At 73.4% G+C, this 21,511-nt stretch carries 18 protein-coding genes; 8 read left to right on the top strand and 10 right to left on the bottom strand.

Annotated features, from left to right (window positions below; translation table 11 throughout):
* Nucleotides 1–94 precede the first annotated feature (94 nt).
* Nucleotides 95–442, top strand: coding sequence for a hypothetical protein (locus tag ABZY44_RS20435; protein ID WP_356655720.1), 348 nt, complete (start codon nucleotides 95–97; stop codon nucleotides 440–442).
* Between the two features lie 84 nt (nucleotides 443–526).
* Here the strand turns inward: ABZY44_RS20435 and ABZY44_RS20430 are convergent, their stop codons facing one another.
* The 7 genes from ABZY44_RS20430 to ABZY44_RS20400 form a co-directional block, all read right to left on the bottom strand.
* Nucleotides 527–712: a DUF6381 family protein gene (locus ABZY44_RS20430; protein ID WP_356655718.1), complete on the bottom strand. Its 186-nt coding sequence runs from the start codon at nucleotides 710–712 to the stop codon at nucleotides 527–529.
* A gap of 94 nt (nucleotides 713–806) precedes the next feature.
* Entirely contained in the window at nucleotides 807–1,379 is a 573-nt protein-coding gene (locus tag ABZY44_RS20425; protein ID WP_356655716.1) for an HPP family protein, read from the bottom strand.
* A gap of 343 nt (nucleotides 1,380–1,722) precedes the next feature.
* Entirely contained in the window at nucleotides 1,723–2,463 is a 741-nt protein-coding gene (locus tag ABZY44_RS20420) for an NPP1 family protein (RefSeq protein ID WP_356655762.1), read from the bottom strand.
* Between the two features lie 176 nt (nucleotides 2,464–2,639).
* Nucleotides 2,640–3,923, bottom strand: coding sequence for a serine hydrolase domain-containing protein (locus tag ABZY44_RS20415; RefSeq protein ID WP_356655714.1), 1,284 nt, complete (start codon nucleotides 3,921–3,923; stop codon nucleotides 2,640–2,642).
* Nucleotides 3,924–3,993: 70 nt separating this feature from the next.
* Entirely contained in the window at nucleotides 3,994–4,848 is an 855-nt protein-coding gene (locus ABZY44_RS20410; RefSeq protein WP_356655713.1) for an NlpC/P60 family protein, read from the bottom strand.
* Nucleotides 4,849–5,153: 305 nt separating this feature from the next.
* Nucleotides 5,154–9,179 (bottom strand): helix-turn-helix domain-containing protein, encoded by a 4,026-nt coding sequence (locus ABZY44_RS20405; RefSeq protein ID WP_356655711.1) that lies wholly within the window; start codon nucleotides 9,177–9,179, stop codon nucleotides 5,154–5,156.
* A gap of 188 nt (nucleotides 9,180–9,367) precedes the next feature.
* Nucleotides 9,368–9,730 carry a hypothetical protein gene (locus tag ABZY44_RS20400; RefSeq protein ID WP_356655709.1) on the bottom strand — a complete coding sequence of 121 codons (363 nt, stop codon included), beginning with the start codon at nucleotides 9,728–9,730 and terminating at the stop codon, nucleotides 9,368–9,370.
* A gap of 280 nt (nucleotides 9,731–10,010) precedes the next feature.
* On the opposite strand from ABZY44_RS20400, the gene ABZY44_RS20395 reads away from it, so the two are divergent.
* Nucleotides 10,011–11,162, top strand: a complete 1,152-nt coding sequence (locus ABZY44_RS20395; RefSeq protein WP_356655707.1) for an AI-2E family transporter — start codon at nucleotides 10,011–10,013, stop codon at nucleotides 11,160–11,162.
* A gap of 135 nt (nucleotides 11,163–11,297) precedes the next feature.
* Here ABZY44_RS20395 and ABZY44_RS20390 read toward each other — a convergent pair whose 3' ends face one another.
* Nucleotides 11,298–12,200, bottom strand: a complete 903-nt coding sequence (locus ABZY44_RS20390) for a hypothetical protein (RefSeq protein ID WP_356655705.1) — start codon at nucleotides 12,198–12,200, stop codon at nucleotides 11,298–11,300.
* A 160-nt stretch (nucleotides 12,201–12,360) separates the two neighbouring features.
* Here ABZY44_RS20390 and ABZY44_RS20385 point away from each other — a divergent pair, with 160 nt between their 5' ends.
* Nucleotides 12,361–13,233: a hypothetical protein gene (locus ABZY44_RS20385; protein WP_356655703.1), complete on the top strand. Its 873-nt coding sequence runs from the start codon at nucleotides 12,361–12,363 to the stop codon at nucleotides 13,231–13,233.
* Between the two features lie 142 nt (nucleotides 13,234–13,375).
* Here the strand turns inward: ABZY44_RS20385 and ABZY44_RS20380 are convergent, their stop codons facing one another.
* Nucleotides 13,376–13,855: a diadenosine tetraphosphate hydrolase gene (locus ABZY44_RS20380; protein ID WP_356655701.1), complete on the bottom strand. Its 480-nt coding sequence runs from the start codon at nucleotides 13,853–13,855 to the stop codon at nucleotides 13,376–13,378.
* A 370-nt stretch (nucleotides 13,856–14,225) separates the two neighbouring features.
* Here ABZY44_RS20380 and ABZY44_RS20375 point away from each other — a divergent pair, with 370 nt between their 5' ends.
* Genes ABZY44_RS20375 through ABZY44_RS20365 form a run of 3 tightly spaced genes read left to right on the top strand, consistent with a single transcriptional unit; the run spans nucleotide 14,226 to nucleotide 16,731 of the window.
* A complete protein-coding gene (locus tag ABZY44_RS20375) occupies nucleotides 14,226–15,755 on the top strand; it encodes an MFS transporter (RefSeq protein WP_356655699.1) in 1,530 nt (509 codons plus the stop codon).
* Nucleotides 15,752–16,468 (top strand): TetR family transcriptional regulator, encoded by a 717-nt coding sequence (locus tag ABZY44_RS20370; RefSeq protein WP_356655697.1) that lies wholly within the window; start codon nucleotides 15,752–15,754, stop codon nucleotides 16,466–16,468. Before ABZY44_RS20375 ends, ABZY44_RS20370 begins: the two co-directional genes overlap by 4 nt.
* Nucleotides 16,465–16,731, top strand: coding sequence for a hypothetical protein (locus tag ABZY44_RS20365; protein ID WP_356655695.1), 267 nt, complete (start codon nucleotides 16,465–16,467; stop codon nucleotides 16,729–16,731). Before ABZY44_RS20370 ends, ABZY44_RS20365 begins: the two co-directional genes overlap by 4 nt.
* Nucleotides 16,732–16,800: 69 nt before the next feature.
* Here ABZY44_RS20365 and ABZY44_RS20360 read toward each other — a convergent pair whose 3' ends face one another.
* Nucleotides 16,801–17,421 (bottom strand): L-threonylcarbamoyladenylate synthase, encoded by a 621-nt coding sequence (locus ABZY44_RS20360; RefSeq protein ID WP_356655693.1) that lies wholly within the window; start codon nucleotides 17,419–17,421, stop codon nucleotides 16,801–16,803.
* A 366-nt stretch (nucleotides 17,422–17,787) separates the two neighbouring features.
* Between ABZY44_RS20360 and ABZY44_RS20355 the strand changes: the two genes are divergently transcribed.
* Nucleotides 17,788–20,268 carry a YfhO family protein gene (locus ABZY44_RS20355; RefSeq protein WP_356655691.1) on the top strand — a complete coding sequence of 827 codons (2,481 nt, stop codon included), beginning with the start codon at nucleotides 17,788–17,790 and terminating at the stop codon, nucleotides 20,266–20,268.
* A gap of 179 nt (nucleotides 20,269–20,447) precedes the next feature.
* Entirely contained in the window at nucleotides 20,448–21,503 is a 1,056-nt protein-coding gene (locus ABZY44_RS20350; RefSeq protein ID WP_356655760.1) for an alpha/beta hydrolase-fold protein, read from the top strand.
* Nucleotides 21,504–21,511 lie beyond the last annotated feature (8 nt).

Below are 21,511 nucleotides of genomic sequence, written 5' to 3'. Positions count from 1 at the left end.
GGGGCGGGAGGGGGACACCGGCTGCGGGATAATGATCGACGGTGCGGGCCCGGCTCGCACCGGCAACCGAGAGCGACCCGAGATGGAGCCACCGATGGACGTACGTCACTTCGAGCGGATCACCGCGTTCATCGAGGCGCGGCTGACCCCGCTCTTCGCCGAGGAGACGGGCAGCGACAGCGGCTTCGCGATGGACGACACCTCCCGGGCCCTGCGCGCGCTGCGCAACGCGGCGCTCGAGGCCTCGGTGGCCAAGGGGCTCATCGAGCAGCGGGCCACGGCCGAACCGGCCGTCCGCCGGGTCATCGACCAGGCGGTGGAGCACCACTGGGACGTGCTGCGGGGCATCGCCCGCCAGTGGGAGGACCACGCGGACTTCGCCCGCGAATTCAAGCGCCACGCGTGGGAGCTCGACGAGGCTCCGGTGACGGCGGCTCCGTAGTCGCCGCTCGGCAGCTGCCGGGGACCGGTGGCCGGTCCGCGCGGGGCCGCGGGTTCCGCCGCCCCGCCGGGACCCGGGGGCCGGTTACCGCAGGTCCATGCCCGGGTCGTCGATGACGCGTTCCTGCTCGCTCTGTTCCTGGAGCCGGCGGGCCTTGTCCCGCAGCCGGCGGCTCTCGTCGGGATCGGTCGACCGGGTGGCCGCCTCGTTCAGCTCCTGGGCCTTGTCGCGCAGCTGCTGCGACCGGCCGTGGGACTCGCCTGCACTCATGTCGACTCCTGGCGCTGTGGGGGACAGCGGGCGGATTTTAGCGAACCAGCCACGGGCCGGGAGCGCATCTCGAACCGTCACCCGTGCCACCCGGCTACCACCAGTACGCGGGATACCTCGGCGCCTTGCGTCGCACGCGGGAGGCGGCGTACCCGGTCAGGACGATCAGTACGGTCGAGCCGAAGAGCAGGGGGACGAACCGCGCGGGCGCCGGGCTCTGGAGGACCACCACGACGGCCGTGGCGCAGGCGGGCGAATGCGGGGTGCGCGCTGCCATGACCAGCGCCAGCGTGACCCCGGCGGCCACGGCGGCGGCCCACGCGCTGCCCCCGGCCAGGGCCAGGACCCCGTAACCGACGGCGGCGCCCAGCAGGTGTCCGAGGACGACCCCGCGGGGCTGGGCCAGCGGCAGCGTCGGGGCACTGTGGACCAGCGCGGCGCTGGCGGCCAGGGGCGGAATCAGGATCGGCTCGTGGAGCGCGGCTCCGATGGCCACGAGCGAGAGCAGGACCGTGGTCGCGGCGCTGATGCTGTGGACCGCGGCGGCGGCCGTGGGCCGGGCGGGGGCCCGGCCGGCGAACGCACGGCGGCGGGGGGATTCCGGGGCCGGCGTGGGGGCGGGAGCGGGTGTGCTGGGGGCGGACGGCGGGTGGAGCGCGGTGGTCATTGCGGCAGTGATTTTCCGGGCAGGGCGGCCGGCGGCCGGGCAGGGGCGGGACGGAGACGGTCGAGCCGGGGGCACCCGGCCGCGCCGTGCGGGTCAGCGCCCGAGGGGCGGCACGGCGGCACGGCGGGGGAGCGCACCGTGATCGACGGCCGTCCGACCTCGCGCCTCCCCGGGGTGCCGGGGCGGCGCGCTCGTACGACGACCCTACCCGGAGCCCCCGAGCGGGTCGCCAGGGGGTCCGGATAAGTGCGTGATGTCGCGTACATCCTGAATGCCTCGGACGTATCGGACATCCCAGACGTCCGGAAGGGCTGAGATGTCCGAGACGTCCGTCACACCGCCGTCACGCGTTCGGGTCGAAGGGGATGCCCGCGGGCTTGGCCTTGGCGAGGTGGCCGTTGAACTGGCCGTCCTTGATCCCGAGGAGGGCGCTGCCGAAATCGGCCTGGCTCAGCTTGTCGCGCAGCCCCGCCGGGTACCCGTTCCAGCCGACCAGCGGCGGGTACTGCCAGGTCCCCTTGTGGTTCTCCGGCGGCTCGTCGTTGGAGTTCGCGGCCCGGAAGCAGTGCGTGCCGATCCCGTCCTTGTGGTAGACGATCTTCGGGTGGGTCCCGTCGAAACGTATCTGCGAGGCGGCGTGGACCTTGAAGTTCCCGTGCTCCGAGGTGGAGACGTAGGCGACCTGGTTGTTCTGGATCCACACCACGACGTGCTCCCAGTCGTGCCGGTGTCCGGCACTGCCCGGGCCGAGCGACACCTGGTCCTTCTCGAAGTAGAGCGCGTACATGACGGCGCACCAGCCGTTGTTGCACTTCGAACGGGAGTATCCGTTGGTGTTGTTCAGGTCGGAGAGGTCGCGGCAGCTGCCGTTGACGTCACCGCCCAGCTTGAGGCCCGGAGCGATGGTGCCGTCCGGCCCGATGGCGGGCGTGGAGTAGCAGCCGTCCCGGTCGTAGTCGAAGGCGGGCTGGAAGGTCTGGTCCAGCCCGTCCGCGTTGGCGGGCAGGGCCGTGGGCGGCGCCGCGTACGCGACCGCGGGGACGGCGAGAACCAGCGCCGCCGCCCCCGCCGTGGCCGCGAGCATCCTGCGGGCCCGCGGGCCCGGCCCCCTCCGGGAACGCTTCACGGGCAGTGCGTCGGCCATCGTGTCCTCCTCATCGGTCACACGGGACAACACCCGTGCGGGATTGCGGAGTTCAGCATTCCCGGCTCCCGCCCCCAAGCAAAGGGGCAGGAGCCTTCGGTCTGAGCGAATCGCCGTCAGCCGCGCTCGGGGAGGTCCGCCTCCGCCGCGGCCGGGGCGAACGCGAAGCCGCGCGCGGTGGCCGGTCCGGCCGCGGGCGCCTTGCCGCAGAAGGCGGCCTCCAGGGTGCCGCCCAAGGCGGTGTTGGCCTGGCCCCGGTTGGAGGTGTTCGCCATCGCCGAGAGGGAGCGCTTGCCGTCGCGGGTGGTGAAGGCGTAGGTGTAGAAGCCCTGCACCGTGCCCGTGTGGCCGTACACCTGGGTGCCGCAGGAGAGGTCGTAGCGGCGCAGGCCCAGCCCGTAGAACCGGGTGTTCGTCGTGTCGGTCGGGGTCATGGTGAGCATGGCGTCCAGGGTGGCCGGGCGCAGCAGCCTGCCGCGGACCAGCGCGGACATGAAGGTGCTGAGATCGGCCGCGTTGGAGATCATCGCGCCGGCGGACTGCGCCCAGGAGACGGTCTGCTCGGTGGAGTCGACGAGCGGCGCGCCGGCCTCGTCCGGGTGCAGGTAGCCGTTGGCGTGCAGGCCCTTGATGGCCGTGCCGGGATGGACGTACGAGGTGTTGCGCAGCCCGAGCGGCTTGATGATGCGCCGCTCGTACTCCTTGGCCACCCCCTTGCCGGTCGCCTTCTCGATCAGCATGCCCACGACGACCATGTTCGTGTTCGAGTACTTGTACGACACGCCGGGCTCGGTGGTCCTCGGCTCGGCGAGCGAGAGGCCGACGAGCTCGCGGTAGGTGAACACCTTGTTCCGGACGGCCTCGAAGCCGGGAACGGTGTGCTCGAACATCGCGTTCGTGTAGTCCGCCAGGCCGCTGCGGTGGGTCAGCAGGTGGCGCACCGTGATCCGGTCGTCGGGCAGCAGGCCCGGCAGGTAGCTGTTGACCGGCTTGTCCAGCTCGATCCTGCCCTCGTCCACCAGCTGGAGCAGGACGACGGTGGAGAACGTCTTGGTGACGCTGCCGATCCGGAAGCGGGCCGCGGGGTCCATCGCCGCGCCCGTGCTCCGGTCGCGGACACCCTCCACCCGGGTCGAGACGCCCTCCGGACCGGTGAAGCGGGCCATCGCGCCGGGAGCTCCGGCCGCCGTGGTGTTGCGCAGCGCCTGGGTCAGCGCCTCCAGATCGGGCGCCACCTGTCCGGGTGCCACCTGTCCGGGCGCGGTCAGCGGCAGGGACAGGGCGGCGGGCGTGGTGGGCGCGGCGGCGTGAGCGGCGGTGGCCGGCAGCACGCCCCCGGCGATCACGGCGAGCAGGGCGGCACCGGTGACAAGGCGTCGCTGATGGGACGGAAAGCGCACTTTTGTCCTCGACTTGGTCGGTTAAGGGTGGAGTTGGGCCCGGTGGGGCCATTTGAGAGCCTACAAACGATCAGTGGCAGACAGGAACGTCTTCCAGCCAATCCGGCCCCTGGATGTAGATGTTCGTCATCCAGGCCCCGTAGTCCGGGAGATAGGACCAGGCGTCGTTGCTGTAACCGTCGGAGGTCACCACCTCCGCGTGCTTCTGGCACCCCACGCGGATCGTCGTCGGTCCAGGGAGGGCGTAGACGCGCGCGCCCGCCGTCGACGGCCGGTCCTTGGTCCAGACGCCGGAGCCCCAGGTGCGCAGGACGTGGCCGTCGACCGGGCCCGTGTCGACGCGGACCGCCCCGAAGTAGTCCCCGGTCAGCCGGACGTCACTGACCATCAGCTTGGTGCCCGACTGCTTGGCCTCGGCCATGTGGCCCGCGCCGAGGTAGAGCGCGATGTGGTGCAGGCGCTGCGAGGTGCCCCATACGAGCAGATCGCCGGGGAGCAGCGGCGCGAGGCCCTGCGCGGCGGTGAAACGGCCGGCGGCCCGGTGCGTGTAGTACTGCTGACTGGCCACCCCGTCCAGGACGTCCGCCCCTGCCGCTCGGGCATAGGCGTAGCGGACGAGCCCCGAGCAGTCGAATCCGAGCCGTTCGGGATCGTGTTCGCTGGCCGGATCGGTGGGGTCCACCTGCCCGTACGTGGCACCGGGCTGCTGGCCGTGACCGCCGCCCCACGTGTACCAGACGTCCCTGCCCACCTGTTCGCAGGCGGCGCCCACGGCACGCTCGGCCGCGGCCGAGGCTCCCGGGGCCAGAACGCGGCAGGCGCCTTCGGCGGCCGCCGGGGCGGGGGGCGACCAGAGGAGGACGGCCAGGAAGGCGAGCAGGGTGCCGACGCGTGCGGTTCGGCGGGGACCTGATCGGTCGGGCATGGCGGAGTACCTCGTTCCTGGTGCGTGCTGCTCGGTGCTCGGTACTTGCTGTTCGGTGCTCGGTGCTCGGTGCTCGGTGCTCGGTGCCCGGTACGCCGCGCCGCGGAGGGGCGCTGTCCCCGCGCCGAAGCACGTCCGTCCGCAGGCCACTTGGCGGGCGCCGCGTCCGGGACCAGCCTGACGGCGGCCTCGGCGCCCCGTCCACGGCCGGACGCGGCCCTCCCCGAACGGGCAACGGGAAACCCCCTGGGAAACCACCCGCCAGGTCCACGTACCGGTCAGCGTGCCGCTCTCCGCGTGCAGGTCTACCTACACGCGCGTGCGGAGCGCCCGGGTCGCAGTGCCATCCGGCAGATGTCCGCCAGCCGCGCACCCGGATCCGGATTCCACAGGCGCACGGTGCCGTCGTTGCTGCTGCTCGCCACCGTTCGCCCGTCGGGGGAGAACACGACGCCCCACACCGCATTCGTATGACCGGACAGGGCGGCCCGGAGCCGGCGGCGGGGAAGGTCCCACAGCCGCACCGTGCGGTCGTTGCCGCTGCTGGCCAGCGTCCGGCCGTCGGGGGAGAAGGCGACGCCCCGCGCGGAACCGGTGTGCCCGGTCAGGACGGTGGTGACGCGACGGCGCCCCGTGTCCCACAGCCGGACCGTGCCGTCGTTGCCGCTGCTGGCCAGCTCTTTCCCGTCCGGGCTGAACGCGACCGCCCGTACCGCCCCCGCGTGCCCCGTGAGTTCGGCCGGCGGGCGGCGCCCGGCCACGTCCCACAGCCGTACGGTCAGATCGTCCCCGGCGCTGGCCAGCGTGCGCCCGTCGGGGGAGAAGGCGACGTCGTTGACGAAGTCCGTGTGCCCGGTGAGGGTCGTGAGGGCGGTGCGGGTGGCGGTGTCCCAGAGGCGTACGGTGCCGTCGGCACCGGCCGAGGCCAGGGTGCGGCCGTCCGGTGCGAACGCCACCGAGAACACGGTGCCGTCGTGCCCGGTGAGGGTGGCGAGGGCGGTGCGGGTGGCGGTGTCCCAGAGGCGTACGGTGCCGTCGGCGCCGGCCGAGGCCAGGGTGCGGCCGTCCGGTGCGAACGCCACCGAGAACACGGTCTCGGTGTGCCCGGCGAGCGAGGCCAGGACCCGGCGCCCGGGTACGTCCCACAACGCCACCGCGTGATCGGCGCCGGCCGCGGCCAGCAGTTTCCCGTCGGGGCTGTACGCGGCGTGCCAGACCTCGGTGAACGGACGGGCCGTCAGTACGGGACCCCGCAGGTCCCACAGCACGACGGACTGGTCGAAGGCGGCGGTCGCCAGCACGGCGCCCGCCGGATCCACGGCGACCGCCAGTACGTAGTCGGTGTGCCCGGCCAGCGTCGCGGTCAGCCGGCCGCTGCCGACGTCCCACAGCCGAGTGGTGCCGTCGCCGCTCCCGCTGACGACGGTGGTGCCGTCCGGCGTGTAGACGACCGCGTTGACGTCGTCGCTGTGCCCCGTCAGCGTGGCGACCGTCCGGTGCGCGGCGACGTCCCACACCCGCACGGTCCGGTCGACTCCGCCGGTGGCCACCGTCCGTCCGTCGGGGGCGAAGGCCGCGCCCAGCACCTCTCCGGTGTGCCCCTCCATCACGGCGACCGGACGGGCCCGCTCCGTGTCCCACAGGCGTACGGTCTGGTCGGCCCCGGCCGAGACCAGGGAGCGGCCGTCCGGCGCGTAGGCCAGGGCGTCGACCCTTCCGACGTGCCCGGTCAGGGCCGCGAACTCCCGGTGGTCGCCGGCCGGATCCCACAGCTGTACGGTCCCGTCGGCGGCCGCGACGGCGAGGGTGCGCCCGTCCGGGGCGAAGGCGATCGCCCTGGCACCCGTCGTGCCCGGGGGCAGAAGGGTCGCCGGCCCGGTGCCGGAGGTGGGCCAGAGCCGGACCGGGCCGTCGGTGGAACCGGCCGCCAGGGTCCGCCCGTCGGGGCTGAAGGCGACCGTACGGACCCGGCCGGGCATGGCGAAGGCCGCGACCCTCCGACGGTCGGCCATCCGGCGCAGCAGGACCTTCCCGTCGGATCCGGCCGTGGCCAACAGGCCCCCGCCCGGGGCGAAGGCCACCGCGTTGACCGGTCCGCCGTGCTCGCCGAGCCGGGCCAGGAACGGCTGGGACTGGGTGCTGAGCAGGGCGCCGCGCGCCTCGCTCGTCGCCTCGGTGCGGTACGCCTCCTCCGCGAGCACCATCGAGGCCTCGGGCTGGCCGGCGGCCAGCGAGAGCGACCGCACGGCGAGGGCCTGCGAACGGGCAGTGCGCTCCTGGCTGAGCGCCCCGGAGCGCTGCTGGTACGCCACGCTGCCGGCGCCCAGCGCCAGTACGAGCAGGACCAGAAGGGTGGCCAGCATCCGCTGCTGCAGCCGGACTTGGCGTCCGGCCTGTCGCCTGCGGGTGTCCTGCGCGGCCAGGCCGGCCCGCAGGAAGGCCGCCTCCCGGGCGCCGAGGGTGCTGCCGCCGTCGAGGTCCTCGGCCCAGGCGCGGGCGGTGGCGAGGCGGGTACCGCGGTAGAGGACGGACGGATCGTGGCCCTCGCGCGCCCATTCCTCGGCGGCCTGGGACAACTGCTGGTGGACCAGGAGTCCGGCCCGGTCGGCATGGATCCAGCCGCGCAGCCGGGGCCACGCGTGCAGCAGGGCTTCGTGGGTGATCTCGACGGTGTCGCTGTCCGTGGTGATCAGCCGGGCCCGGACGAACGCGTCGAGGGCGGCCGCCGCCCGGTCGGCGTCGTCCTGCCCTTCGAGCAGGTCGGTCCGGCTCACCCGGCGCCGGGCCGGCCCGGCGCCGTCGGCGATGTGGACGAGCCGTACGAGGAGCCGCCGGATCGTCCGCTGCTCGGCCGGGTACAGGCGGGCGAAGACCTGCTCGGCGCTCTGCGCGACGGCGCCCTGGATGCCGCCGGCGTACTCGTATCCGGCGACGGTGAGCGCGGCTCCCTCACGCCGCTGCCAGGTGGCCATCAGCGCGTGGGACATCAGGGGCAGGGCGCCGCAGGGCGCGTCCCCCGGCCTGCTCTCCGGTCCGCTCTCCGGTCCGCCCTCGAACCCGCCCTCCGGCCCGTTCTCCCGTCCGACCTCCGGCAGGCCGGGCCGCTCGCTCCGCCCGCTCCGGCCCGCTCCCTCGCGTACGCCGGCGTCCCGTAGCAGCAGCGGGACGAGCCCCGGTTCCAGGGTGAGACCGGCGAGCTCCGCCGGGCGCGTGATCGACTCCCGCAACTCCGCCACGGACATCGGAGGCAGCACGAACAGTCCGTCGGTGAAGACGGCGGCCAGCTCGGGAAGTTCCAGGCAGTCCCCGGAGAAATCGGCCCGCACGCCGAGCACGACGACGGCGGGGTCGTACCCGGTCAGCGCGGGCCGGGACCGGGCCACGGCGCAGAGCAGCCGTACGAAGGCGCGCCGCTCGTCCTCGTCCGGGCAGAGCGTGAACAGCTCTTCGAACTGGTCGACCAGCAACACGGGCCGCACGGTCGGGAGAGGGCGGCCGCCCGCCCGCGGGGGGAAGGCCCCGGCAGCGTTCGACAGCCGGTGAACCGCTTCGAGCAACAGCTCGGGCCGGGCGCCGAGTTCCCCGGGGGTGTGGCCGATGTCTTCGCCCAGGGCCCTGGCGGTGGCGTCGGCCAGCTCGCGCAGCGGGTGCGCCGTGGGGGTGAACCGGACCACCGGCCAGCCGTCGGCGCCCGCGACGGGGAAGCCGCCGCGCCCGAGGGCCGGCACCAGACCGGCGCTGAGCAGGGAGGACTTGCCGGCGCCCGAGCGGGCGACGAGCAGCAGGGGCCCGTGGCCGAGGCGTTCGTGGACCCGCTCGACGAGGGCGGCGGTGGCCCGCTCCCGGCCGAAGAACCACCCCGCCTCCCGGGGGGTGAACGAGGCCAGGCCACGGTAGGGACACTCGCCGTCCGACTGGGGACCCTGCGACCGGGGTCCGCCCGGCGGGGCGCCGGGCGGCGCCGCGGATCGGCCCGCGGATCTGTCGGCGGATCGGTCGGCGGAACGGGCCCCGGGCAGCCGATCCGACTCCGCGCTCTCCGGCAGCAGGCGCAGGAGTTCGCCCTCCGCGTCCAGGGCCCGGTCGCAGCTGCGCGCCACGTCGACGGTGGCCGGCTTCGCGCCGGTCTCGATCTTGCTCAGGTAGCCCTTGCTGTAGTGCGTCCGGCGGGCCAGGTCGGAGAGCGACAGGCCGCGCTGCACCCGAAGCCGCCGCAGTTGGGCGGGAAAGTGCGGCGCGGCGCCGTCGGCAGAGTCGTCCGATGCGTCGTCCGGCGTGTACGGCCGGCCGGTGGCCCGTCCGCGGTGCGGATCCCCCAAGACGTCCCCCATGGCAGTGCGCGCCCAGGCAGTGAGAGGCAGAGGCCCAGGCTAGCGCGGGGGAGGGGTGGCCGACCGGCCGTGCGCGGGGCGTGGCGGGAAAGGAGGACGCTCCGGAGCGGGCCGGGCGGCCGGCGCCGGAACGTCCTTGCGAACGGGCGAACGCGTGCGCGGTCGTTGCGCCGTCCCTCGGGGACCGGTCAGCGGTGGAGGGTGATCGAGTTGATCGGTCCGAGGTCGGCGTAGACGCCGGTGCCCTGGGCGATGGAGTTGCCGCAGTTGACCCCGTTGGAGCCGGTGCACAGGCGGGCGCCGGCGCCGCCGGTCTGGTTGTTGAGCACCCAGTGGTTGCCGTACTGGTTGCTCAGGTTGTGGGCCCCGTAGCTGTAGAACACGTGGCTCGGCTTCACGGCGGGGTTCTGGTTCTGCGGGTAGATGCAGACCGCTCCGTCCGGGCAGCCCGCCCACGGGTTGGCCGGCTGGGCGCCGGCGGCGCCGCTCAGTGCGACAACGGCGGCCGTGGCGGTGGCGAACGCGGCGGCGCCGCGGATCATCTTGCGCATGATGTCCCCTTGTGGGTCTTGCTCCGTGCTGACGTGCTGACACCTTCAGCCTGTCCCGGGCGGACCCGGAGGTCGACGGGTTTCCCGTTGCCGGTCGCGCACCCCCGTCGGGAAACCCCTCTTGACCAGCGAGGTCTCGGTGGGGCGGGCAACGTCCCGTGGGCTCCTTCGGCCCAGCGCGCATGACGCCTTCGGGCGAACGCGCTGCGCGGCGCGCGGAGCGGGCGCCGGCGGGGTGATAGCCCGTGGTGACCAACACACCTCGGAGGTGCGGCCGCACATGACCAGGCGACTCGTGACGCGGCCGGCCCGGCGCCCGCCCGGCCCGCGCCGCGGACGGCGGCCCGGCGTGGACGCGCCGGTGCCCCCGATCCTGCGGACGGCCGCCGCGTACGCCTGGCGGATCCTGGTCGTGGGCGCCGTGGCCTACGCCGTCTTCTCGGTCCTGGGAAAGTTCCACGAGATCGCCTTGGCCCTCTTCCTCGGCCTGGTGGCGGCCGCGATGCTGCGCCCTGCCGCCGACCGGCTGGACCGGATCATGCCCCGACCGCTCGCGGTGGCCCTCGTGCTGGTCGTCAGTGCGCTCCTCGTGCTCGGGGCCTTCGCCCTGGTCGGCGAGTCGGTGGCGAACGAGTGGCCCTCACTGGTGCGGGAGTTCAGGCAAGGACTGGACCGGATCCAGACCTGGCTCAGCGGACCGCCCTTCCGGCTGGACTCGAACGTGCTGAGCGATCTCCAGTCCAAGATCGGCACGTACCTCTCCAGCCACCGATCGACCCTGCTGAACACCGCGGTCAGCGGGGCGGGTCGGGTCGTGGCGGTGCTCACCGTCGCGGCCCTCGGGCTGTTCTGTTCGGTCTTCTTCATCCACTCGGGCGACCGGCAGTGGGGCTGGTTCTGCGAACAGCTGCCGCAGGGCGTGCGGGAGCGGGTGCGAGGGGCCGGGAAGGCGGCGTGGCGGACCTTCACGGGATACACCCGCGGCATCGTGCTCGTGGCGGCGACCAACGCCATCCTGGTGTGCGTCGCGCTGTTCGTCCTGGGCGTCCCGCTGGCCGTTCCGCTCGCGCTGCTGGAGTTCTTCGCGGCGTTCGTCCCGCTCGTCGGCTCCCCGGTGGCCCTCGGCGTGGCCGCCATCGTCGCGCTCGCCGCCCAGGGGCCGCTCGTGGCCGGCCTGGTGATCGTGCTCATCGTGGTCATCGGCCAGATCGAGGGGCACCTGCTCCATCCCCTGGTGATGAGCTGGGCCGTACGCCTGCACCCCATGGTGGTGGCCCTGTCGGTGGTCGCGGGAGCCATCGCCGCCGGGATCGTGGGAGCCGTGGTGGCGGTGCCGCTGGTCTCGGTGATCTGGTCGGTCCGCCAGTCCCTGCGCCCGCCGGCGCGGACGCGCGAGGGCGGCCCGACGGACGGACGGCGGGGGCCGCGCTGACGCGCGGGGGCCCGGGGCGCGCCGGTCCACGAGGGCGGCCGTAACGGCGTACGGGGGCGGCCATGACCGCGTACGAGGGCGGCCGCGCCGGTCCACGGCGCGGCCGCGCCGGCGTACCCGTTCGCGGCCGCGCCCTCAGAGGCGGCCGACGGCGTCGGCGAAGCGGCGCAGGCCGCCTTCGGTCCGGGTGAGGAAGAGGTTGGGCTCGATGAGCTCCAGCTCCATCACGACCGGCGAACCGCCCCTGTCCAGTGCCAGGTCCACCCGCGCGTACAACAGGGGAGCGCCCGCGGAGCCCGAAGCCCCGTACGCCGCGGACAGAGCGGCCCGGGCCACGGCGAGCTCGGCCGTGTCAGGCACGTGCTCCACCAGGTCCGGGTGGGGTGTGCGGCCGTTGTCGACCCGGCCGGTGTCGGTGAGCACGGGCCCCTTGCGCACGCCATGGCTGAACTCCCCGCCCACGAAGACCAGCGCACGCTCACCCTCGACGATGCGCTCCATGTAGGGCTGGACCATCGCGCTCTGCCCGCCGGCCTGCAGGCTCCGTACGTGGGCTTCGGCCGCGGGCCGCTGCTCCTGGGTGTACCGGGCGCTGTCCCGGGCCCCTGCCGACACCGAGGGTTTGACGACGAAGCCACCGCTCGAAGGGAGCGAGACCGGGTCGCCGGGCGCGATGAACCGCGTCGGCACCGTGGGCACATCGCGCGCCACGAGCTCCTCGAGGTACCTCTTGTCGCTGTTCCAGCGCACCACCCCGGCCGGATTGTGCAGCGCCGTCACCGCGGCGACCCGGTCGGCCCAGGCGAGGAACTCCGCCAGCCGGCGCGTATAGCCCCACGTCGACCGGACGACCACGGCGTCCGCGGCCGACCACGGGTGCTCCGGGTCGTCCCAGTCGACCGCCACCGCGTCCGTACCGCGCTCCTGAAGCGCCGCGACCAGCGCCGGCAGGTCCGCGTCCATGGACCGGCCGACCTGGTCGGTGGCCAGCACCACCCGGCGCCGCCGCGCTGTCGTCCCCGTCCCGGTGCCCGCCATGTGCCGTCCTCCCGTAGCCCGCCGATCTCCAGAGCCCAGAGCCTACGGGGACCCCGGGCGGCGGCCCCGGCGCGGTGGTGGAGCCGGACGCCGGCCCTGGGGGCCGGACCCCGGGGTGGTACAACTTCTGTGCGAAGAGGGGGCTGGGATGCGGCGGGGAATGATCGAGTGGTTCCTGGGCGCGGCCGACGGGGAGATACGGGCACTGGAAGACGGGCCCGGCACCGACCTGGAACGGCTGCGTGAGCTGTGGTGCGCGGAACCGGAGCTGATGCTCCGCCTCGACCGGCTCTACGCGGCTTCGCAGCGCGCCTTCGAACGCCGTACGCGCGCCGCGGTCGCCGAGGACCTGCTGCGCGCCCTGCGCGCCGTGGCCCGGGGCGCGGACGTGGCCCGGCTGGACACGGCGGTCGCCCTCGCCGAGTCCCGGCTCGAGGACGATACGGCCACCGCCGCCGCGCGCGGCCTGAACGTCGGGCTGACCTGCGGGATCGTGGTCAGCCCGGTGGTGCTGCTGGTGACCCTCGCGCTGGGGGCGTGGGTGCCCGGACTGTTCGGCGTCGACTTCGGCTGCCTGGAGCAGCAGGCCCTCGTCCACGCGACGGTGTGCTTCGCGGGCGGCGCGATGGGCGCGGTGTTCAGCGTGATCATGCGGCTGCGCGACCCGGCGAGGCTGATCCGCACCCGGGCCCGGCGCGGCCACCCGGCCGCCGATCCCGTCCAGTTGTCGCAGAGCCTGCGGCAAGAGGGCTGGTACCGCGTGGTGGTGGGATGGTTCCTGGCCACCGCCCTGTTCCTGCTCGTCGGCGGAGGCGTCCTCACGGTCATCACCCCGCCGGCCTCCCCGGCCGCACTGTGCGGCCCCGGCCCGCTCTCCGTCGCCGGACACGAGGCCGTGATCAAGACCTGGTTCTTCTGGGGCGCCCTCGGCTTCCTGGCCGGCCTCAACGAACGCTGGGCCCGCGGCCTGCTGCGCCATCCCTCGGCACCGCGCGACGAGCCCGGACAGGACGAAGGGGCGCGCCGCGCCTGAGGCGCCTCTCGTCGCGAGCCGTTCAGCCGTTCAGTCGATCGCACGGGCCGTGTCCGAGGACGTGGACGCGACGTCGCGCCGGAGGGCGCGGGCGGCCTCCTCCCCCGCGTACGGAAGAGGGCCGCGCCGTGGTCCGCCCGCCTCAGCTCGCCGAGCGCAGACGGTCCAGCTCGTCCCCGATCGCCTTGCGCAGCGGGTCGTGCCGCGGACCGAGTGCGTACTCCTCGTCGAACCAGTTGCGGCGGGGGTGGAACCACACCGGCATGCGGACCACGTCAGCCGGCTCCCACGCGAACCGTGGCCACACGTGGGCGTGCAGGAACCCGTCGGCGTTGCCCAGGATCTCCAGATTCACCCGCCGGAATGCCGCGTCCGTCCGACGGACGGCTCGCTCGACCGCTTCTCCGAGCAGGTCCATGTCGGACAGGAAGGCCAACCGCTTGTCCTTGGGCAGGTCCGACAGCCTCTCCACACGGGGGTCGTCCACCAGGAGCACCGAGTAACCCGGCAGGAACTGCACATCGCCGATCACCGCGAACCCCGCGTCCAAGCGCCGCAGCACCGCGGGATTTTCGCCTCGCAGAGCGCTCCCGATCCGATCCGTCCGCCAGTCGCCAGTCATGGCGGGAACCTATCCGGCTGCCCGGGCGCCCGCACCCGCCAGCACGCTGCCGGAGCGCGTGACGGGCATCGGCGGAAGGAGCCTCCCGCCGGCCGGGCCGGCGAGGGAGAGCGCGCCCGTGGCGGCGGTGGCCGCGAGCGCGAGAGGAGTGGGGCGCGAGGCGCGCGCGATCGGGAACGAGAACGTGATCGGTACCTTCCCCGGCGCCGCGTACGCGCCCTCACGACGCGGCGACGGCTTCCACCGGTTCTCGGATGACGCAGAACAGCTGAAAACTAACGCCGTGGACCGGCGGACAGGGGGGTGCACACCCGTTTACCCTGGGGGTGAACGGGTGTGCACCCCCTTTCGGGCCAGCGTTGGGAGCAGCATGCCCGCCGAGATACCCCCCGCCAGCGCCCACCCCCGGCTGATCGTTCCCGTCCTCGCGTTCTGCGGCGCCGTGGTCGCCGTCATGCAGACCCTGGTCGTCCCCCTGCTGCCGCACGTACCGGGACTGACGGGAAGCAGCCCGGCCGCCGCCGGCTGGCTCGTCACCATCACCCTGCTCACCGGCGCGGTCTTCACCCCGGTGCTCGGCCGGGCCGGTGACATGTACGGCAAGCGCCGTGTGCTCCTCGCCTCGCTCGGGGTGCTCACCGCGGGATCCGTGATGTGCGCGGTCACCTCGGACATCGGCTGGCTGATCGGCGGTCGCGGCCTCCAGGGGACCGCGCTCGCCGTCATTCCGCTCGGCATCAGCATCATCCGCGACGAACTCCCGCCCGAACGCGTCCTGCCCTCCGTCGCCCTGATGAGCTCCACCCTCGGGATCGGCGCCGCGATCGGGCTGCCGGTGGCCGCCCTGGTGGTCGAGAACTTCAACTGGCACGCGATGTTCTGGGCCTCCGCCGGCCTCGGGCTGCTCGACTGCCTCCTCGTCCTGTGGATCGTCCCCGAGTCGCCGCTGCGCACCGCGGGCCGCTTCGACGTACCCGGCACCCTCGGCCTCGCGGTGACCCTCGTGGCGCTGCTCCTCGCCATCACCCAGGGCGCGGACTGGGGCTGGACCTCCCCACGGACGCTCGCCCTCCTCGCGAGCGCCCTGGTCGTCGGCGCGCTCTGGGGCCGCTACGAGCTGCGGACCGGTTCACCGATGGTCGACCTGCGGGTCTCGGCCCGTCCCGCCGTCCTGCTCACCCATCTCGCCGCGCTGCTCATCGGCTTCGCCTTCTACGCGAATTCCCTGGTCACCGCGCAGATGGTGCAGGAGCCGACGAGTACGGGGTACGGGCGCGGCGCCTCCATCGTGGTGAGCGGCCTGTGCCTGCTGCCCGGCGGGCTGGCCATGGTCGTGCTGTCCCCGGTGTCGGCGCGGCTCTCCGCGACGTACGGTCCCAGGGCCGCCCTCGCGCTCGGCGCGGCCGTCATGACGTGCGGCTACGCCCTGCGCTTCTTCACCAGTCATGCCCTCTGGCTGATCGTGTCCGGTGCCACGGTGGTCGCCTGTGGGACCGCCCTCGCCTACTCGGCGCTGCCGGCGCTCGTCATGCGGGCCGTGCCGGTGAGCGAGACGGGCGCGGCGAACGGCCTGAACACGCTCATGCGCTCGGTGGGACAAGCCTGTTGCAGCGCCGTCGTCGCGGCCGTGCTCGCCCACGTCACGTTCCTGGCGGGCGGACGCGTCGCCCCCACGCTGCACGCGTACCTGCTGGTCTTCCTCATCGCGGCCGGCGCCTCCCTCTCGGCGCTGGCGACGGCCCTCTGCCTGCCGTCGCGGCGATCCGCGCGGGCCGCCGGGCCGGCGCCGTCCGCCACCGGGCCGCACTCGTCGGCCGGGCCCGTCCCGGCCGACGGCCCGGCGCCGGCCGGTACGGTCGTGGGGACGAAGTCCGCGCCCGCCGCCGGGGAGAGCACATGACCGACACGGACACCGACACGGACCCCGGTACCGACGCGGACACCGGTACCGACACCGGTACCGACGCGGACACCGACACCGGTACCGACGCGGACACCGACACCGGTACCGGCGCGGACACCGGGACCGCGGTCGGTACCGGTCGCGACGCCATCGTCCGCGCAGCCCGCCGCGCCTTCACGCTGCGGCCGTACGCCGAGGTCACCCTGCGCGGGATCGCCGCCGACGCGGGGGTCAGCCCGTCGCTCATCGTGAAGCGGTTCGGCAGCAAGGAGAGACTGTTCAACACGGTCGCGGACTTCGAGCCGGCGGCCGAGGCCCTGTTCGCGGCGGAACCGGCCGAGCTGGGCCGGCACCTCGTGCTGACCATGCTCCGGCTGCGCGACGAACTCCGCGGCGACCCGCTCCTGCGGGTCGTCTTCTCGCTCGGCATCGACGACGAGCGCACCCTGCTGCGCGCACGCTTCCGCGAACAGGTCACCGCCCGGCTCGCCGCCTCCCTCACGGGGCGGGACCGGGAGCTGCGCGCCGAGCTGATCGCGGGCCAGCTGCTGGGTCTGGGGGCGACGCTGAGTCTGCACCGACCCGACGGCGCGGGGGCCCGTACGACTCCGGAGCGGCTGGCGCGGCTGTACGCGCCCGGTCTCCAGGGGCTCATCGACGGCGACGCCGGACGGCGTGATGCCGAGGGGCCGGTTAGCGTCGTGGAATGAGCAGCGAATCGCAGAACTTCGAGATCCTGCTGGTGCCCGAGCACGTGGCCGAGGGGTCCAAGGAGCACGCCGTCCGATCCGCCGTCGTGGCCCCGACCGGCGCGAACGGCGCCTCGGGCTACCCCCGCTACTCGGGGGACGGGATGGTGGCCGACATCGATCCGGCCACCCGGACGGTCGAAGCGCTCCTCGTGGACGGGGCCGAGCTCGACTACGGCCTCAAGCCCGTCCTGTACGGGCCGTCGGACGCCGCGGCCTCCTGACCGCCCGCGGCCCCCGGCGGCCCCGTGGGGGCCTCCCGGCGGCCCGGCCCGTCGGCGGCCCCGCCTCGCCTATTCGAAGCGGGTGGTGTCCCCGGCGCCGCGGCGGACGATCTCGGCCTCACCGCTGGAGAAGTCGATGACGGTGGTCGGCATCGTCCCGCACTCGCCCGAGTCCACCACCATGTCCACGACGTGGTCGAGCCGGTCCTTGATCTCCCAGCCTTGGGTCATCGGCTCGGTCTCGTCCGGCAGGAGCAGCGTGCTGGACAGCAGCGGTTCGCCGAGTTCGGCGAGCAGGGCCTGCGCCACGACGTGGTCGGGGATGCGGACCCCGACCGTCTTCTTCTTCGGGTGCTGCAGCTGGCGCGGGACTTCCTTCGTCGCCGGGAGGATGAAGGTGTAGCTGCCGGGGGTGGAGGCCTTGATCGCGCGGAAGACGTCGTTGTCGATGATCACGAACTGGCCGAGCTGCGCGAAGTTCTCGCACACCAGGGTGAAGTGGTGGCGGTCGTCGAGCCGCCGGATCGTCCGGATGCGGTCGACGCCCTCACGGTTGCCCATCTTGCAGCCCAGCGCGTAGCAGGAGTCCGTCGGGTACGCGACGAGCCCGCCGGAGCGGATGCTGTCGGCGATGCTGCCGATGGTGCGGGGCTGGGGGTTCTCGGGGTGTACGTCGAAGTACTTAGCCATCCGCCGAGCCTACGGGATCCGGGGGTTCACGGGACGCGGGCGGGCCGGTGTGCGGACCGGCGGAAGACCCTGTGCCGACCGCGTGATCGACGGGTGATTGTTCACTTTATGTCTTGATTTGGTCTCTATGTGTCCGTGATGGCGATCATATTCCCCGGGGGCGGTGCATAATTCTTTCGGCGCGGTACATAGGGTGCGCTCAATAGGCGGCCTTTCCGTGGCCGATAAGTCGCGCACAGGGGTTTGCCAAAGATGACCGCCACCTCGCTTCCGCCTGCCGAAAGCCTCCTCTCCGCAGGGCGCCGCAGAGAGGCTGAAGGCCAGGTCGTCGGGGTGAAGCGGAATATTCAATTCCTTTCCGCTCTCGTGGCCGCATTCCTGTCGATGGCCGCGTACGCCACCGGTCTCGCCGTCCGCGGTACGTATCCCTTCGGGCCGATCCCGCGCGCCGACAATGACCTGCGCCACCAATACGTACCGTTCCACACCCACCTGTGGGACCTTCAGCACGGAAAGGCCCAGGGCGACCTGCTCTTCAACTGGCAGAGCGGCTACGGAGTGGGTTTCCTCGGCGACTTCTTCACCTATCTCACCAACCCGTTCTCCTGGCTGACCGGCGCCCTGCCCCGCCACCACGCCGAGTTCTCCGTCTACCTCGTCAGCCTGTTCAGCATCGGCCTCGCCGCCGCACTGATGACCGTCTACCTCGGCCGTCTGCGCCCCGGCTCGCCCTGGCTGCGCGCCCTGCTCTCCGTCGGGTACGCCGTCTGCGGCTGGGGAGTCGCCGAAGGCACCGTGGTCCCCATGTGGACCTGGGGCCTGGTCGCGATACCGATGCTCGGTCTGGCCGCCGACTGGTGCCTGACAGGCCGCCGATGGGTCCTCGGCAGCCTCCTGGTCGCCCTGTGCTGGTTCGCCAACTTCTACACCGCCGCCATGGCCACCCTCGCCACCGCGCTGGTCCTCCTCGTACGGCTCCTGCTCGCCGACACCGACTGGCGCACCCGCGGCCGCGCCCTGTGGCGGGCCGGCACGATGACCGCCACCGGACTGCTCCTCGCGGCTCCCGCCGTCCTGGTGTGCGCGCTGGCCAACCAGCGGGCCCAGCCGACCGAGCTCTACGTCGTCAGCGTGAGCACGGACCCGCTGGCCTACCTGTCGATGCTCATACCGGGCACCCATCCCCGCCCTCCCGCACCCAACATCTACGCCGGGGTCCTCGTCCTGCTCCTCGTGCTGACGCTGCCCTTCCAGTCGAAGGTCCGCGTCCGCGAACGCGCCGCCTGGTGCGGGCTCCTGCTGCTCACCGCGGTCTCCTTCGTCGTCACCCCCACCGCCAAGCTCTGGCAGGGCGGGGCCCTCCCGCACGGCGCCCCCTTCCGGGAGTCCTTCGTCCTCAGCGGCATGCTGGCGATGGCCGCCTGGATCTGCCTCGCCCACATGCCCCGGCCCCGGGCCCTGCTCGGCGGCGCGTCCCTGCTGGTCCTGCTCGTCGCGGCCACCTACGACCTGCCGCCCGTCAACCGGTACGCCCTCAACGGAGTCGTGGCCGCCGGCGCCGCCACCCTCGTCCTGCTGCTCTTCTACGCGCGCGGACTGCGCCGGCCCGCCCGCATCGGCGTCATGGTGCTGCTGGCCGTCTCGGTCTTCACGAGCACCGCCTACGCCGTCTACGGCAACGCGGTCGTCGACGACCCCCGCCGACGCGGCCCGGCCCGCCCCCAGACCATGACCACGCTGGGCACCGACGCGCACCGGGCCCTGAGCGAGCGCGAGAACTGGCCCGCCACCCGCGCCGACGCCGGACCCGACGTGTTCGTCACCGACAACGACGCGATGCTCGTCGGCGGCCAGGGCGGCGCCTACTACAGCAGCTACGTGAGCGTGGAGACGGCACGCGGGCTGCGCGGCCTGGGCCTCGGCCAGGCCATGGGCGGCCGCCACCTGTGGCCCGCCGCCGACCCCGTCCTGCGCGCCCTGCTCGGCGTCGGTACCGTCCTGGAGCCGGCCGGCGAGGACGCGGTGACCGCCCGCTCCGCGTCCGCCCCGCCGCTGGTCACCGTCCACGCGCCCGGCACCGACCAGGCCTACGGCGCCCCCGAGGGCTCCGTCTGGGCCCGCCGCCAGGCCGCGCTCGGTGCCCGGATCTACACCGTGCCCGCGCTCTCCCCCGCCGGCGGGCCGCCCGCGCCCGCCTCCGCGCGGGGCTTCGCCCTGCCCCGGGCCGCGGGCGACGGCGCCGAACACGGGACCGCGTTCACGGCACGCTGCGCCCCCGGCGAGCGGGCCTTCCTGTACGCGCCCGACCTGAACGCGACCGCACAGGCCGAGGGCACCGGACGCCGCGAAAGCTTCTACGGCAAGCCGCCCGCGGTCAGCGCACCGCTCAAAGAGCTGGGTACCGCCGGGCCCGACGGCCGGTTCACCTTCTCCGTCCACGCGCCGCAGGACGGCCAGATCCTCCCGCCCGACGCGCTCGCGTGCCTGGACCAGGCCGCCTTCGACGCGGCCGTGAACAGGCTGAAGGCCACCGGAGCCACCGGGATCACGGCGGGCGGCCACACCCTCGAGGCCCGGCTCCCCAAGGGCTCCACCGGCACGGCGGTGGTCGCCACCACCGCGTCCCCCGGCTGGACCTGCTCGGTCGACGGCGGCCCGGCCCGCGCCCCGGTCTCCTACCAGGGCCTGCTGGGCGTCCCGCTGGGCAGCGGCGGCGCCGACCGGCTGTCCTGCTCGTACCTCCCCGAGGGGCTGAGCGCCGGCCTGGCCGGTACCGGAGCGGGCGCCCTGCTCCTCGGAGGCGTCCTCGTGCGCACCCGGTGGCGCGGCCGCACCACGAGGCCGTGATCAACAAGGCTCCCTGACGAGGCAACGGATCGGCTCCCGCGGCTGTCTAGTGCTGTGTGCGCCTCGACGCGGTGCACGGCCGAAGCCCGTTCCCAGCGGAACCGTCCCAGAAGGTCCCCCGTTTCGTGAGTCTGACCAGCAACACGCTCTTCGTGGCCGTCCTGTTCGCCACGGCACTGATGTTCGCCGCCGCCGTGCGGTGGTGGCCGCGCTTCGCGGAGGCGGGGTGGCGCCGGGCCCTCGGCCGGGTCGGTCTGGTCCTCGCCGTGCAGGTGCTGGTGCTCTGCGCCGTCGGCCTCGCGGCGAACCGCAGCTTCCTGATCTACGGCTCCTGGACGGAGCTGGCCGGACAGGAGAAGGCCGCCACCGTCAGCGGGCAGGACGGCGCCGGAACCTCGTCCCTGAAGGTGACCGGCCGGCAGAAGCCGGACGTGCCCGGCGGCGGTACGAAAAGGGTGGTCGGGGAGATCGAGAAGGTCATGATCCAGGGCGAGCGGTCCAAGATCGCGACCCCGGCCTACGTGTACCTGCCGCCGGAGTACTTCCAGAAGGGCAACGAGCACCGGGTCTTCCCCGCGGCCGTCGTCCTCACCGGCTACCCGGGCACGGCGGAGAACCTCCTGAAGCCGCTGCCCTACCCGAGGACCGCGTGGACGCTGGCCCGGGAGAAGAAGGCGAATCCGATGATCCTGGTGCTGATGCGGCCCACGGTCTCCCCGCCGCGCAACACCCAGTGCGTCGACATCCCGGGCGGACCGCAGACCGAGACCTTCTTCGGGACGGACCTCCCCAAGGCCCTCACGGGCGCCTACCGCATCGGCGCCTCGCCCCGGTACCTCGGCATGATGGGCGACTCCACCGGCGGCTACTGCGCCTTGAAGATCGCACTGGAGCACCCCGAGACCTACGCGGCCGGCGTCGGGCTGTCCGCGGACTACCAGCCCGAGAGCTACGGCGCCGGCGACCTCTTCCACGGGAACACCGACGAACAGAAGCGCGCCGACCTCTTGTGGAGCCTGGACCACCTCCCGCAGGGCGACACCTCCTTCCTCGTCACCACCTCGATCCAGGGCGAGGACAACTACCAGGCGACGCAGAAGTTCATCGAGAAGGTGAAGGCCCCCGCCCACGTCTGGTCCATCACCCTCGACCACGGCGGCCACAGCTTCAACACGTGGAAGCGGGAGATCCCGCCGTCGCTGGAATGGCTCAGCGGCCGCCTCGCCGCCCAGTGAGCGCGGCC

Source organism: Streptomyces sp. NPDC006544 (genome assembly GCF_040611715.1).
In the GTDB taxonomy this organism is placed as follows: domain Bacteria; phylum Actinomycetota; class Actinomycetes; order Streptomycetales; family Streptomycetaceae; genus Streptomyces.
Note: the sequence above shows the minus strand (reverse complement) of the source record. Positions and strands in the feature narration are given on the sequence as shown.

Coding starts and splice junctions, on each gene's coding strand:
- ABZY44_RS20390 (WP_356655705.1), bottom strand. CDS start 12,200: ATGGCGGGCACCGGGACGGGGACGACAGCGCGGCGGCGCCGGGTGGTG.
- ABZY44_RS20435 (WP_356655720.1), top strand. CDS start 95: ATGGACGTACGTCACTTCGAGCGGATCACCGCGTTCATCGAGGCGCGG.
- ABZY44_RS20425 (WP_356655716.1), bottom strand. CDS start 1,379: ATGACCACCGCGCTCCACCCGCCGTCCGCCCCCAGCACACCCGCTCCC.
- ABZY44_RS20405 (WP_356655711.1), bottom strand. CDS start 9,179: ATGGGGGACGTCTTGGGGGATCCGCACCGCGGACGGGCCACCGGCCGG.
- ABZY44_RS20385 (WP_356655703.1), top strand. CDS start 12,361: ATGATCGAGTGGTTCCTGGGCGCGGCCGACGGGGAGATACGGGCACTG.
- ABZY44_RS20375 (WP_356655699.1), top strand. CDS start 14,226: ATGCCCGCCGAGATACCCCCCGCCAGCGCCCACCCCCGGCTGATCGTT.
- ABZY44_RS20350 (WP_356655760.1), top strand. CDS start 20,448: ATGTTCGCCGCCGCCGTGCGGTGGTGGCCGCGCTTCGCGGAGGCGGGG.
- ABZY44_RS20400 (WP_356655709.1), bottom strand. CDS start 9,730: ATGCGCAAGATGATCCGCGGCGCCGCCGCGTTCGCCACCGCCACGGCC.
- ABZY44_RS20370 (WP_356655697.1), top strand. CDS start 15,752: ATGACCGACACGGACACCGACACGGACCCCGGTACCGACGCGGACACC.
- ABZY44_RS20430 (WP_356655718.1), bottom strand. CDS start 712: ATGAGTGCAGGCGAGTCCCACGGCCGGTCGCAGCAGCTGCGCGACAAG.
- ABZY44_RS20380 (WP_356655701.1), bottom strand. CDS start 13,855: ATGACTGGCGACTGGCGGACGGATCGGATCGGGAGCGCTCTGCGAGGC.
- ABZY44_RS20410 (WP_356655713.1), bottom strand. CDS start 4,848: ATGCCCGACCGATCAGGTCCCCGCCGAACCGCACGCGTCGGCACCCTG.
- ABZY44_RS20395 (WP_356655707.1), top strand. CDS start 10,011: ATGACCAGGCGACTCGTGACGCGGCCGGCCCGGCGCCCGCCCGGCCCG.
- ABZY44_RS20420 (WP_356655762.1), bottom strand. CDS start 2,463: ATGCTCGCGGCCACGGCGGGGGCGGCGGCGCTGGTTCTCGCCGTCCCC.
- ABZY44_RS20365 (WP_356655695.1), top strand. CDS start 16,465: ATGAGCAGCGAATCGCAGAACTTCGAGATCCTGCTGGTGCCCGAGCAC.
- ABZY44_RS20360 (WP_356655693.1), bottom strand. CDS start 17,421: ATGGCTAAGTACTTCGACGTACACCCCGAGAACCCCCAGCCCCGCACC.